12 protein-coding genes are annotated in these 13199 nt (G+C 42.5%); 2 read left to right on the plus strand and 10 right to left on the minus strand.

Features of this window, described 5'->3' with window-relative positions; all coding sequences use genetic code 11:
* Positions 1-158: 158 nt before the first annotated feature.
* On the minus strand, positions 159-443 hold the full coding sequence (locus NPUN_RS42690) for a DUF433 domain-containing protein (RefSeq protein ID WP_063721247.1): 285 nt from the start codon (positions 441-443) through the stop codon (positions 159-161).
* Positions 444-1162: 719 nt separating this feature from the next.
* On the opposite strand from NPUN_RS42690, the gene sbcC reads away from it, so the two are divergent.
* Positions 1163-4189 carry an exonuclease subunit SbcC gene (gene sbcC, locus NPUN_RS07995; RefSeq protein ID WP_012408280.1) on the plus strand — a complete coding sequence of 1009 codons (3027 nt, stop codon included), beginning with the start codon at positions 1163-1165 and terminating at the stop codon, positions 4187-4189.
* Here the strand turns inward: sbcC and NPUN_RS08000 are convergent.
* The 3 genes from NPUN_RS08000 to NPUN_RS08010 all read right to left on the minus strand — a co-directional run bounded on the left by NPUN_RS08000 (position 4186) and on the right by NPUN_RS08010 (position 8055).
* Complete coding sequence (locus tag NPUN_RS08000) at positions 4186-5667, minus strand: peptidoglycan-binding domain-containing protein (RefSeq protein WP_041565262.1); 1482 nt, start codon at positions 5665-5667, stop codon at positions 4186-4188. The genes sbcC and NPUN_RS08000 overlap by 4 nt on opposite strands.
* Positions 5668-5876: 209 nt before the next feature.
* Entirely contained in the window at positions 5877-6425 is a 549-nt protein-coding gene (locus tag NPUN_RS08005; protein WP_012408282.1) for an SH3 domain-containing protein, read from the minus strand.
* Between the two features lie 118 nt (positions 6426-6543).
* Positions 6544-8055 carry an AAA family ATPase gene (locus tag NPUN_RS08010; RefSeq protein ID WP_012408283.1) on the minus strand — a complete coding sequence of 504 codons (1512 nt, stop codon included), beginning with the start codon at positions 8053-8055 and terminating at the stop codon, positions 6544-6546.
* A gap of 64 nt (positions 8056-8119) precedes the next feature.
* On the opposite strand from NPUN_RS08010, the gene NPUN_RS08015 reads away from it, so the two are divergent.
* Complete coding sequence (locus NPUN_RS08015; protein WP_012408284.1) at positions 8120-8818, plus strand: HEAT repeat domain-containing protein; 699 nt, start codon at positions 8120-8122, stop codon at positions 8816-8818.
* A gap of 70 nt (positions 8819-8888) precedes the next feature.
* Here NPUN_RS08015 and NPUN_RS08020 read toward each other — a convergent pair whose 3' ends face one another.
* The 6 genes from NPUN_RS08020 to rnpA all read right to left on the minus strand — a co-directional run bounded on the left by NPUN_RS08020 (position 8889) and on the right by rnpA (position 13189).
* Positions 8889-9476, minus strand: a complete 588-nt coding sequence (locus NPUN_RS08020; protein WP_012408285.1) for an SMI1/KNR4 family protein — start codon at positions 9474-9476, stop codon at positions 8889-8891.
* 345 nt (positions 9477-9821) lie between these two features.
* The gene (locus NPUN_RS08025; protein WP_012408286.1) at positions 9822-10343 is read right to left on the minus strand and encodes a YceD family protein; all 522 of its coding nucleotides are present in this window, start codon (positions 10341-10343) and stop codon (positions 9822-9824) included.
* 162 nt (positions 10344-10505) lie between these two features.
* Positions 10506-11033 (minus strand): Jag family protein, encoded by a 528-nt coding sequence (locus tag NPUN_RS08030; protein ID WP_012408287.1) that lies wholly within the window; start codon positions 11031-11033, stop codon positions 10506-10508.
* Positions 11030-12181: a membrane protein insertase YidC gene (yidC, locus tag NPUN_RS08035; RefSeq protein WP_012408288.1), complete on the minus strand. Its 1152-nt coding sequence runs from the start codon at positions 12179-12181 to the stop codon at positions 11030-11032. The genes NPUN_RS08030 and yidC overlap by 4 nt, the downstream gene beginning before the upstream one ends.
* A 206-nt stretch (positions 12182-12387) precedes the next feature.
* Positions 12388-12780, minus strand: a complete 393-nt coding sequence (locus NPUN_RS08040; RefSeq protein WP_012408289.1) for a PH domain-containing protein — start codon at positions 12778-12780, stop codon at positions 12388-12390.
* Complete coding sequence (gene rnpA / locus NPUN_RS08045; RefSeq protein WP_012408290.1) at positions 12767-13189, minus strand: ribonuclease P protein component; 423 nt, start codon at positions 13187-13189, stop codon at positions 12767-12769. Before rnpA ends, NPUN_RS08040 begins: the two co-directional genes overlap by 14 nt.
* Between the last annotated feature and the right edge of the window lie 10 nt (positions 13190-13199).

Here is a 13199-nt window from a genome sequence, read left to right on the forward strand (position 1 = left end):
AAATTCTAAAGTTGCTCTTTAGACAATAATGGCTCAAATGACTTTTTCATCAATATAAAGAGCAACGCTAATTTAATTAACCCTTCTGCACGGAGTCTTTTTGCTAATGCAGATTCTCCTGTTTCTAAACGTAATCTTTCCGCATACTCAAAACGTTGCTACATATCAGCATCAATTTCTTCTTTATGTTCCCAATAATAAGCTAAAGGAGAATAAATCTGGCTCATTCTCAAATGTGGATATTGAAAATGCAATTTTTCTGGACTCCAACCATAAGCATGAATGAAAGTAATTAATCCCACAACTTTCATAGATATTCCTTTAATGATTTGTTGCGATCGCTCTAGAAATGGTCTTATATCGGCAACAATAATCTGAACCTGCTCTGCATTTAACTGCCCTACTTGAGTTACTTTACTGTCACCATAGGCAGTGAGATTCATTTCAATTTTGTTCGAGTTCCTGGGGGTGGGTTCCTCTGCCGTTGCTCACAGTAGGTAAAAATTTTGCTTGATATCGTGGCTATGAACTTGGCTATTCGTGTTTAGAACTCGAAAATTCGTGTTTAGAACTCGGAAATTCATGTTCAGAACTCGGCCGTTCATGTTCGGAACCCGGCCGTTCGTGTTCAGAACCCGGAAGTTCATGTTCGGAACTCGGAAGTTCATGTTCGGAACTCGGAAGTTCATGTTCGGAACTCGGAAGTTCATGTTCGGAACTCGGCCGTTCGTGTTCGGAACTCGGATCATCAAAATTTGTAGGGTAGACAGTATTCTGAATTGGTGTCAACTTAACGTGAAATCGGCGGTTAGAAACCGCGTCTACACAGGTAAAACCCACGGAGGTGGGTTAAAAAACCTTAATTTACTCTTAGCCTACGGAGGTGGGCTTTGTTTGTATCTCAATTCTTGTAACAAATATTCTATAAATGTTTTCATCTCAGACGATAGGGAGAAATAACGATAAGCTTCTGCGGAAGTTTCATTTTTCTCCGAAGATAGCAAAACTTTTTTATGCAGCAAGAAAAATTTACTCAAACTATTGTTAATTTTTGTAAAATTGAAGTCTTCAAGACTAGAAACCTGATATCTAGATAGCTAAACTAACAAACAGTGCATCTGTACTGTTAATTATTAAAAGTAGATGTGGCGCTATAGCCTGAATGATCCCAGTACAACTTATCCTCAAAAACTTTCTTAGTTACCGTGATGCAACTTTAGATTTTCGTGGTTTGCATACGGCTTGTATTTCGGGTTCCAATGGTGCGGGTAAATCCTCGCTTCTGGAAGCAATCACTTGGGCAATTTGGGGTGAAAGCCGTGCCACTGCTGAAGATGATGTCATCTATTCTGGCGCGAAAGAAGTTCGGGTTGATTTTACTTTTCAAAGTAACCAGCAAAAATATCGGGTGATTCGTACCCGAATTCGGGGAGGTACTAGCGTTCTTGAATTTCAAATAGAAATCCCATCTGGGTTTCGCTCACTTACTGGCAAAGGGGTAAGAGCAACCCAAGATTTGATTTTAGAACACATCAAGCTCGATTACGATACTTTTATTAACTCTGCCTACTTACGTCAAGGCCGTGCAGATGAGTTCATGCTCAAGCGCCCCACGGAACGCAAAGAAATTTTAGCAGAGTTATTGAAACTCAATCAGTATGATGATTTGGAAGAACGAGCAAAGGAATCTTCTCGTCAGTTCAAAGCGCGAGCAGTAGAGTTAGAGCGTTCTTTAGAGTCGATTAAAATTCAGTTGCAACAACGCGAGACAACCGAAGCGCAAAGAGTCGAGTTAGAAGCCGAACTCAATCAACTGCAACAAGTACAAGCTTTTGATAATATTCAATTACAAAGTTTGCAAGTTGTCCAGCACCAGCGCCAAAATTGGGAACAACAACTCAGCTTTGTGAAGCAGCAATACCAAAATCTTACCCAAGATTGCGATCGCCTCCAACAAGAACAATCAGCTATTGGCTCTCAGCTATCAGATTTAGAAAAAATACTACACCAAGAAGCTGAAATTAAAGCTGGATACACCCAATATCAAAGTCTACAATCTCAAGAAGAAGCCTTTGCTGCCAAATTTGAAGAATACACCCGCGCCCAACAGACTCGCCAACAAAAGCAACAACACCTTACCAAACAAATTCACGAAATCGAACGGCAACTGCAACAAGCCCAAGCGCAGTTAGAAGCTTTGCACCAACAAGAGCGAGATATTCAGCAAACTCTAACTAAATCAGGTGAAGTAGAAGCTGCTTTGTCACAATTAGCCGCAGCCCGTCACCATGTTGCTCGTCTGGATCAACTGCAAATGCAAGTGACTCCGTTGTTGCAACAACGAGCAACTTTACAAAGCCAACTCGATCGCACTCATGCTGGTTTAGTAGCGCGACTCGAACAACTCCAAAGTACTGAGAACCAATTGCAACGCCAGCAGCACCGCCAACCGCAATTGCAACAAGCCGTGATGGATGTAGCAATCCAGATTGAGGAACTGGAGAAAAAGCGGGTTTATCTGCAACGAGTGCAGGAAAAAGGGCATGAAAGGCGACACTTTATCGAACGTCTGCAAGCTCATCAACGTGACTATGAAAAGCTACTGGGAGAATTAGAGCAGAAATTACAAATGCTCCAAAATCCTGAAGCTCTTTGTCCATTGTGCGAACGTCCTTTAGACGAACATCACTGGAGCCGAGTGGTGGAAAAAACCCAGGCTGAGTTAGAGGATACCCAAGGGCAGTTTTGGGTAGTGCGGGAACAAATGGCTGTATCAGACAGAGAAATACAGGTGCTTAGGCAGGAATATCGGGAAATTTCCCAACAATTAGCGAGTTACGATGGTTTACGCGAACAGCGAGGACAGTTGGCCGCACAGTTAGAAGCGACAACTGATGTGCAACAACAGTTACAACAAATTGCTGCTGAAAAACAACATTTAGAGCGATCGCTCCAAGCTGGTGATTACGCTCCCGATAAACAAGCCGAACTCCGGCAGTTAGACCAATATCTGCAACAAGCTAATTATAATGAACAAGACCACGCCCTCGCCCGGAGTGAAGTTGAGCGGTGGCGATGGGCAGAAATTAAACAAGGGCAGATTAAAGATGCTACTAAGCGACAAGCGCAACTATTAGCCCGAAAACCAGAATTACAATCCCAAATTGCTCAATTACAAGTCAGAATCCAGCAGGATCAGACTGATTCTGAATGTGCTAAACAAATTGCGGCTCTTGAACGTCACATTACCGAAATTGGCTACAGTTCCGAGCAGCACAACAATCTGCGTATAGCTGTCCGCCAAGCTCAATCCTGGCATTTGCGGTATCAACAACTGCTATCAGCCCAGCAGCAGTATCCCCAACTCCAGACGAGATTGCAAGAGTTAGAGGAATCCAGAAGCGCCAGAGTAACGGAGCGGCAAAAACTTGGCGGCCAAATTGAAAGCATTATCCAGCAATTACAAGCAACAGCTAACCCATCTGCCCAAATTCAAGCTTTAGAGCAGCAGTTAGCAATCCGCAGACGGCAACTCGATGAGCAAATTGCCAAATTAGGGCGTTTGGAACAGCTGGCGCTTCAACTGGAAACGCTGCAAATTCAGTACGAACAACAGCACCAGCAATTACAATCTTGTAAGCAGGAGTATCGTGTTTATCAGGAATTAGCGCAAGCTTTTGGTAAAAATGGTATCCAAGCACTGATGATTGAGAATGTGTTACCGCAACTGGAAGCCGAAACAAATCAACTACTTTCGCGGTTGAGTGGGAATCAGTTTCATGTACAATTTATTACTCAAAAAGCTGGACGTAGTGCTAAATCAACCAAGAAAAATGCCAAGCTGATAGACACCCTAGATATTTTAATCGCCGATTCTAGAGGAACGCGATCTTATGAAACTTACTCTGGTGGAGAAGCCTTTAGAATTAACTTTGCCATCCGTTTAGCCCTGGCGAAATTATTAGCGCAACGGGCAGGGGCGGCGTTGCAATTGTTGATTGTGGATGAAGGTTTTGGTACACAGGATGCCGAAGGATGCGATCGCTTGATTGCAGCGATTAATGCGATCGCCTCCGATTTTGCCTGCATCCTCACTGTCACCCACATGCCACACCTCAAAGAAGCTTTCCAAGCCCGGATTGAGGTGAATAAAACTCAAGAAGGTTCGCAGTTGAGTTTATCAATTTAATTGAATTTTACCCGTGCATCCAGACCATAGGAGCGAAGCATTTTCGTTAGGGTTTCGGCTTGTGCGCGATCGCTAAATGCTCCAGCATTCACATAATCCCCTAGATGGGATTGCTCTGTAACCGCATTGGGTATATATTGTTGTACCTTACTCAGAGTATCGTTATTCGAAATTGGCACTATTACTCTGTAAGGATTACTAGCAACTAATGTGTTGCCATTAGTCCCTGGTACAGCATAGGCAGTAGCAGGAGGTAATACATAGCGATTATTTTCAGGTGTAGCATAGCCAGTATTAACAGGTACTAGATAGCGAGTTTCAGGTAATACAGAGCCATTAGCCTCAGTATAATTGCCCCCAGTTGAGCTATCTAACCCTAATGCTTGCCAAGTTTGCCAATCTACATTTCCAGTAACATTAAGTCGAGAATATTGCTGGAATGCAATCACGGTTTCTTTGGTGGAATCGCTGAAAAAGCCATCAGGATTGGTATTAGAGAAACCCAACTGCGATAAACGCTCTTGAACTAATGCGACATTATCTCCGCGATCGCCTAGAGTCAGATAATCTCTGCTCGGTTGTTGAGTAATAGATCCACCAGTTGAGACTCTACGTACTGCATCTAAAACTTGAGCATTGGCAATGCCGTTAACAGGTAGGCGGTAATTTCGCTGGAATTTGATTACAGCATCTCTAGTCATTGGGCCAATCTTCCCAGTAGGACTAGTATTAAAATAACCTAGCTGCTGCAAGCGCCCTTGTAGTTCTCTCACTTGTTGAGTTGAGAGACTCGATCTAGTCTGAGTCGGAGACGAACCTAGTAGTGCGTTCCAAGTTTGTCGATTTACAATTCCGTTCGCAGCTATGCGATAATTTCGCTGGAATTTGATCACAGCATCTCTAGTCATTGGGCCAAAAGTCCCTGTGGCATTGGCATTCAAGTAGCCTAACTGCCGCAGACGCTGTTGTAACCTTGTGACGGCTGCACCAGTTTTGCCTTGGGAGAGAACAGGATATTGACCACTTGGCGATGCCTGGGTTGTGCTGCGCCTACGCGATGCGCTACTAGAAGTTCTACTTTGACATGCTCGCTGTAAGGCTTGTTGCGTATTAATACCCACAACCCCATCAGCAGGTATTCTGTTCGCTTGCTGAAATTTAATGACAGCGTTTTGAGTCAGACTAGCAAACTTACCACTCACTGGGCCGTTAAAGTAGCCTAACTTTTTTAAACACCTCTGGCTACTAGTAACTTCCGACCCATTACTTCCAATTTTTTGAAGTGCCAAAGATTGCCCTGCGATACTCAGAAGCCCCGTAATTATTGCCGCAGACAAAAGACGCATCGCCGCACCGCTAGATAACTTTTTCCAATTCAAAAATTTGAAATTAGCTACGTTAGGAACAACCTTGACGCTTTCAGATGCCTCATAGACTGAGGCAAGCTTGGTTAAATAGCTATCTACCCCTGTTTTCACTTGCTTTTTTTCAAGTTATGACCATACAAGATTATACTGTTTTCTCTGTGTCATGTTTGTTATTTGTATGATTCTTTACAAGTAATTTCTCAGAAGAAGCAGGAGGTAGGGGAACTGCTCTGAACAAGGGAGAAACAAGGGAGAAACAAGGGAGAAAAATTAAAAGAGCCATCACGGTTCCAGAGCAACAAAACTTATTTATGGAATTTTTATTGCTCTGTTTTTTGTGTATCCTCTGGTTTTTCAGGCTTTTGTTCATCAACTTTTTCAGTATTACCTGCTTTCACCCAACCTTCTTGTTCGCTATCTTCCAAACGGATCTTTTGCCAACCCTTGTCCTCGCTTTCTTCTAAAATAATAATTTTTTGATTAAAAGCAACCCCACCAATTTTTTCAGCCTCTTGATTTGGTTGCGATCGCAAACTCAAGCCTTCAGCCCAACTAACACGCCCTCGGTAAGCTCCCGATGGCAATGCTTTTGGTGATGGGGTAGGCTTTGGTGATGCTGTGGGAGTGGGGCTTGAGCTTGGAGACGATTTAGTAGATGTCCCAGGTGTCAAGCTGGGTTTAGCTCCTCCAAGCTCAGTTCCTTTTGGAGCTTGGGCTTTCACTGAGGGACTATCGTTGGAATAAACAGGTTTGGCAGGGGGTATGCCGGTGCGATTCATAAAATAGAGTGCAATTGCAGCGCCGCCACCTATTAGTACAGCGATCGCTAAGAAAAACCCAAGTATAAATTTTGTTAAGCCAGACAACATAGTTAAAACCCGATCGCCAGTGGTCAATAGTCAATAGTCAATAGTAATTCATGATTCACTGTTGACCATTGACTAGCAATTATTAACTAACTCATTATTGTAGCTACTGTTGAAGCGTTCACGTAGTGCGCCGGAGGCGTTCGCTTAAAGGATTATGTTTCGACGCTAAACGCGCTCTGCCAGCCGCCGCCCATTCTTGGAGTTGCTGAATTTGCTCTACAGCAGTTCGCGCCAAGGGTACGATCTGACTTGCTGCTTCTAAAATATCGTCAGTAGCAAAGTCGCGGTTTTGGCTAAATCCAATATGCATCGCTTCAATTAAAGTTTGCTCAATCTCGGCCCCGGAAAAATCGGGCGTTTCATAAGCTAACCTTTCGATGTCATAACTTTTCAAGTTATGGGGGCGCAATCGGGATAAATGAACATCATAAATTGCTTTTCTCTCTTCTTGGGTGGGCAATCCCACAAAGAAAATTTCATCAAATCGCCCTTTACGCAGCATTTCCGGCGGTAGGGCTTGGATGTCGTTGGCAGTGGCGACGACAAAAACAGGTGAGCTTTTTTCGGCTAGCCAGTTAATAAAAGTACCAAACACACGGCTGGCTGTTCCTGCATCACCTTTGCTACCAAGTCCGGCAAAGGCTTTATCTATTTCATCAATCCACAAAATACAGGGAGCGAGGGCTTCGGCTACTTGGATCATTTGCCGAGTTCGAGATTCTGATTCACCCACCAAACCACCAAATAACCTGCCCACATCCAGACGTAGCAAGGGTAAATGCCAGTGATGAGCGATCGCTTTTGCTGTTAACGATTTACCAGTTCCCTGAATACCCACCAACATTAAACCACGGGGGTGCGGTAATCCGTACTGTCGGGCCTTATCAGTAAATGAACCTCCCCGCCGAATCAGCCAGTCTTTCAAGTTATCCAGTCCGCCAATATCAGAAATTTGCTCAGTGGCGGGGTAGAAGTCCAGGATTTGGGTTTGGCGGATAGTTTGGCGCTTTTCTTCCAAAACGAGATCCACGTCTTCTGGCTGCAATTCGCCGTGGGTAGCGATCGCTTTTGCTAAAACTCGGCGAATCCTTTCCATCGAAAGTCCTTGACAAGATAGCACCAAATCATCTAATACTTTGCCAGAAAGGGAGTTACCAGTGCTTTGGAGTAAACGTTCCACCTCAGTTTTAATTTCTGCGGCGGCGGGTAAGGGAAACTCGACGACTGTCAGCACTTCCGTTAAATCGTCAGGAATGGCGATGCGTGGCGACAGTAGGACAATATTTTTTGGTTGCGACTTGAGGAGTCGGGACAGATTGCGGAGTTTGCGGGCGATCGCTACATCATCTAAAAAGCGATGATAATCTCGGAGAATCAATACCGCAGGTGCGGAAGCTGGTAATTTTTCGATAAATTCTAAAGCTTGCAACGGGTTACGTCGCCCAAACCCAACATCATTGGGGTTTCCTTGATAGCCATCGACAAAATCCCAAGTATATACTGGGCGATTACCTTGGTTAGTTGCTTCTTCTCGGATAGCTGCTTCTACCCGCTCCTCTTCGTATGTGGGAATATAAATCAAGGGGTAGCGGGCGCGTAGCAGTAATTTAAACTCTTCACGGAAGTTCATATATAGCTGTTATTGGTTAGTTTATCTTGAACGCAATGTACAACTTTCTTGGTTCAGAAAGCCAATGAGTAACCAGCAAGAACAATACAATATTGATTTTCTCGTTCAGCAACTACGCACAAGTCAAGATAACGCTGTTCTTAAACAGACTGCTAAACATTTGGGGTTTCTTGGTGCTAATAACCCGGATGTCATAGCTGCCTTGATTCATGTAGCACGCACTACAATTGATGAACCAACTCGCTGGGCAGCAATTCAAAGTTTGAGCGAAATTGGTACTGATAATAATGATGTTATCCAAACTTTGATTGAGCAACTTAACACTGCTCGTATACCTACCCGCAGGATAGCAGCTCAGAATTTGGCAAAAATTGCTGTTGGTAATCAATATGCAATTACTAGTCTAATAAGTTTGGCACAAATAACTGAAGAAGAACATACTCGTCAGTATGTTGCTTATAGTTTAGGAATTATTGCAAAAGGTAATAGAGACGCTGTTAATGCTCTAATTGATTTAATATATAAAAGTTCCGATGAATATACTCACTACTTATGCGTTGATGCTTTTACAAAACTTGGTAAGTGGAATAAAGAGATAATTGACGCTTTAATTCATATAGGTAAAACAGCAGAATTTTATATTCGTTCGAAACTATTGCAGACGTTAAAAGCAAGAGGAATAAATATAAATGGCTATACTTCGAATTCTTCATTTCGTCTATTGTTAGAACAAATGAAAGAAGAAAATAACCAAACTGAATAATTGGTCTGACTTTTCACGATATCTGGAAAACCTTTCCTCTTGTGGTTCAGGGGGTTGGGTTTCGCGTAGTTTATGGTAAAAATTCTGGATCGTTTAATATTTCTTCCATCATTTGACCAAAAGATGGATGTCTTTGTGCGTCTCCATATTTAGAATCATAATACCAAGCTTCCCACTCACCATCACTTGTAATAACTTGAGGATTAAGTAAAAAAATCATCTGATAGTCTTCAGTACTAATTTCTAGACACGTTTGTAGATGTTCTACACGAAGATAAGATTGCTCATCACCGTAAATAAAGTATTCTTCATCTGGTACTGGTTCCAAATCCTGGTGCAGTTCTACTAAACGATGTATATAGGTTTCTCTATCTAAAATATACCACTGAATTTTTTCAACTGAATAAAATCTGATGTCACACTTTGAAGTAGAATGCAACCCATTAGAAACTTTGAGAAACTCTCTGTAAGAAGGCGGCAAGGTTACACCTAATCTAGCTTCGGTAGCAGAAATTTCTTCTTCATTTGCACCTGGATAGCATAGAGATCCAGATTCAATAACTTCTGGAGCTAACTCTTCCTGCTCATACTCTTCGAGTGCTTCTATTCGCTGACGGCTCCATTCTCTAATACGACTTTCCCAGTCAAAAGTCTTCATTATACGATCTTTGTATTGGAAGTTAATTAATCAGTAGTTTAACAAAACAAGCTTTAATAGTATTAACTGATAAATTTTTAGTTTAAACATTATAAAGTAGTAATTTATAAAAAAAATAAAAATTTTTATTACATAATGAGTGAGAAATGACTTATTTAATATTAGTTTAAGCAATAGTTGCTAAATCTTCTAATTTACTGAGTTTTAGTAATTGATAAAATACAACAATTTCTGATATTTTTTAAATAAAAATATTATACCTAATAAAATATAAAACAATAAGCCTGTATGGACAGGCTTAGTTCGTCTAGCCCCAGATTTAAGTCTGACGGAATTATCAAATTACTATCCTGGAAGTTGCTTTTTCAAAGCTTCCAGAGAAGCCCAACGGTTATCGACTGGAGTTGCAGGACTATCATCAGAAGTATCAACTGTACTACTTACAGGAATGCCTGGACAATTGCGATCGCACAATTGACGCTGAGGTACTGCCAAGCACATCTGCTCATACAGCCATTCGTTGGGATAAAAATAACCATCAGGTGGCAGGCTTTCAAGCAACTCTTCCATAATTACTTCCCGCTCTAAGGGCAAGTCATTTGCTTGATTTACAGTTTCGTCTAACCAGATGATTTCTTTAGTATCAAGTCCTAAGCGGCGATTGTATTGCTGTAAGCATCGGTTGCAGGTACAAGTAATAATTGTTTCTGCCTGAGCGGACACTTCCAGGTAAGTGCCATGATGCTGCACACGCACATGACCGCGAACTGGTGTCAACGTTTCCAGACCAGGCAGAAATTCCTTAACCTGAACTTCCTCTGTCCGCTCCGGGGCTTTAGTTAGCTGCGGAATATAAATTGCGTCCATAGGATTTGTGAGACATCCTCACGAAAATTAATGGTCATTACCAGCAATAATACTGATACTACATCTTTATTTTAGCTTTTAGGAACAAGAGAAATTTGGAAATTATATTGAGCTTTCAATTAACTCTTAACTCCTGTAGAAACGCGATTAATCGCGTTTCTACTAACCCCTAACTTCTTCCAACGAAGCTGGTCGCACAACCAGATGACGATGCGGTTCTTTACCGCGACTAAAGGTTTCCAAATCTCCAAATTCCTTCAAGAAGGTATGGATTTGTCGCCTTTCAGCAGAACTGAGGGATTTAATTTCCACTTCTTTACCAGAAAAGCGCACTTCATCGGCTGCTGCTTCTGCTAATGCGCGAATTTCAGCTTCTCTTTTGACCCGGTAGCCATTCAACTCAATAGTGTAAGAGGCTTGTTCCTCTGGGGGTTGGCTCAGGTTTAAAACCGAATTTGCTAGATACTGAATCGCATCTAGCACAGAACCATCAGTACCAATTAATATCTGGATTTGTTCTGTCGTCAAATTAGTTTGATCGATTGTCAACCAGTAATTATCTGGTTCTGGGGAATCGCTGTCTTGAGATTGGGTAGTTTCTAAATAACCCTGAATCTCAGCAGGTACCCCAGTGAGTTCCAGCAGGGTTTTTAACCACTGCTGACCTCGCTGCATCGAAATATTGCTCATGATCCCCCTGTAGCCTTCTTCTTAGAACTTTTCGGTTCAAATGGCAATGCTTTTTGTTCGATGACTGTTGTTTCTTTCTCTTGAGTTTCTACAATTTTTTGCAGTTCTTCTGGTAGAGGTTCGCGTGAGAGAAGATAAGTTTGTGCAGTTTGGAAAATGTTACCAATCACCATATACATCAGCACCCCGGCTGGTAGGGGGAAGAACAAGAACATCCCAGAAAATATGACTGGAGTGATTTTGTTAACTGTATCTTGCTGCGGATTGCCACCACTGGAATTTTGCCCAGAAAGCATTTGGCTAACATAAAGGCTGATTCCAAAGAAGACGATCATGGCAACAATATCCCAGTGGATTGTGCCATCTGCATCTTGTGCGCCAACTCTGCCTAAAGCATCAATGAATAGAAAGCCTTTTTCTGCTGCTAGTCCGGGAATTGTTCCTTGAATGCTAACTTCTCCTGGCTGCAAGGCTTCTACATTGCCATCAGCATCAATTTTTATCCGATCTTCGCCTTTAGTGACTTTCCAATCAGGAGTTAGCTTATTTTCTGGGTGTTCTGCTAAAAGTACCTGAAATGGTTTGCCCTCAACAGTCTGATATTGGATCTTAGTTTGTTCTCCCACAGCTAGTTTGTTACCACTGGGAAGGATTGCAGCTACTTTCACGTGTTCCCCATCTGCAACATAAATATTTTGGGGAGCAGTAGCAAAGGCTTGGGGTTGAATTTGCTCGATTTGTTCTGCGGGAAGGATTTGCAAGTTAACGCTGTAGTTGGCACTGGCAAAAGGCGAACCCCGCAAAGTGGCAAACAGCGCTAATAAAACCGGCATTTGCACTAATAACGGAAAACAGCCTGCTAAGGGGTTGCCAAATTCTTTTTGAACATTGACCATTTCCTCTTGCTGCTTTTGCGGTTCATCCTTATAGCGCTCTTTAATTTCTGCCATCCGCTTCTGCATCAGAGGTTGTACAATTCGCATCTTCCGCATGTTGCGAATTGAGCCAGCACTCAGGGGATAGAGCGCGAAGCGGACTATCAATGTCAAAGCAACGATCGCCAATCCGTAGCTAGGCACAATACCATAGAAGAAATCTATGATTGGCAGCATCACGTTGTTCGAGAGAAAGCCGATACCAAAATCCATTATTCTGAATTCAACCTGAGGTACTGTAAACTAACTGAATCTAATTTATCTAAATCATAAATTATGTGCGACTACCCTTAGCTACGGATAGCCGCACATGCCAAAAGTAGGGAAGTAGGGAGTGGTATGTATTTTTTGGTAAGTGCGAAGTTCTGAATTTTGTATTTTATCTGAGCAAATTCTGCATTCCCTATTCCCTACTCCCATCACTTATTAGCAGCTACCGTATATTCGGGATTTTTCGCAGCAATTCTTTCATTAATGTAGTCATAGACTTCCCTAAATTTGGGAATTGCACGCAATTCGAGACGACTGCCGTTTTTTAGGGTTAGTACCATATCTCCCCACAAGCCAATGCCACGGGGGATTGTGACAACTTTGACAATTTCTGAGTAAATTATGTCAGTGCGATCGCGCCCCTGCCAACCTCCGATTACGGTAACTCGGCGATCTGTGATGCGGAAACGCAGCCACAATGCTCTGACAATTGCCCCAACTGTTAATGGTATCCCGACAATGGTTAGCCCAATTAGCACGTTGACAATTAAATCCCCAATATGGGGACCACCTTCATAATAAACATCTTCACGAATTCCCATCGAACACCTCAGCTTGTGCCAACAACTGCTCTAATTCTTGCAGAAATTGTGGGCTTACGCACTTAGATTCTGCTGCTGTAGGTTTGACAATGAACACTAATCGCCATCCTGGCGCTAATCTGGGCAGCAAACTATATAAAGCAGAAGTAATTTGCCGTTTGATTCGGTTGCGAACCACTGCCCTTTTGCTGACTTTTGTGCTTATAGAAATGCCAATGCGTATGCTGGATATATGCACTGACTCAATTGGTTGTGTAGTCTGAGTGGCAGTGTCCAAAGAAGGTTTTCTTGAATACAACGGCTTCAAGGCTCTCAATGTTAGATAAGAGCCATTACGCCGAATTCCTTCCCGGAAAACTGCCTGAAAATCCTTGCGGGATTTTAGCCGATTTGCTTTAGGCAAAGCCACAGATACTCTT

It is taken from the genome of Nostoc punctiforme PCC 73102 (genome assembly GCF_000020025.1).
In the GTDB taxonomy this organism is placed as follows: domain Bacteria; phylum Cyanobacteriota; class Cyanobacteriia; order Cyanobacteriales; family Nostocaceae; genus Nostoc; species Nostoc punctiforme.

Bases quoted from the DNA above. Each gene is read 5' to 3' on its own strand.
- NPUN_RS08005 (WP_012408282.1), bottom strand. From the start codon at position 6,425: ATGTTGTCTGGCTTAACAAAATTTATACTTGGGTTTTTCTTAGCGATC.
- NPUN_RS08010 (WP_012408283.1), bottom strand. From the start codon at position 8,055: ATGAACTTCCGTGAAGAGTTTAAATTACTGCTACGCGCCCGCTACCCC.
- NPUN_RS08040 (WP_012408289.1), bottom strand. From the start codon at position 12,780: ATGGGAATTCGTGAAGATGTTTATTATGAAGGTGGTCCCCATATTGGG.
- sbcC (WP_012408280.1), top strand. From the start codon at position 1,163: ATGATCCCAGTACAACTTATCCTCAAAAACTTTCTTAGTTACCGTGAT.
- NPUN_RS42690 (WP_063721247.1), bottom strand. From the start codon at position 443: ATGAATCTCACTGCCTATGGTGACAGTAAAGTAACTCAAGTAGGGCAG.
- yidC (WP_012408288.1), bottom strand. From the start codon at position 12,181: ATGGATTTTGGTATCGGCTTTCTCTCGAACAACGTGATGCTGCCAATC.
- NPUN_RS08015 (WP_012408284.1), top strand. From the start codon at position 8,120: ATGAGTAACCAGCAAGAACAATACAATATTGATTTTCTCGTTCAGCAA.
- NPUN_RS08020 (WP_012408285.1), bottom strand. From the start codon at position 9,476: ATGAAGACTTTTGACTGGGAAAGTCGTATTAGAGAATGGAGCCGTCAG.
- NPUN_RS08025 (WP_012408286.1), bottom strand. From the start codon at position 10,343: ATGGACGCAATTTATATTCCGCAGCTAACTAAAGCCCCGGAGCGGACA.
- NPUN_RS08030 (WP_012408287.1), bottom strand. From the start codon at position 11,033: ATGAGCAATATTTCGATGCAGCGAGGTCAGCAGTGGTTAAAAACCCTG.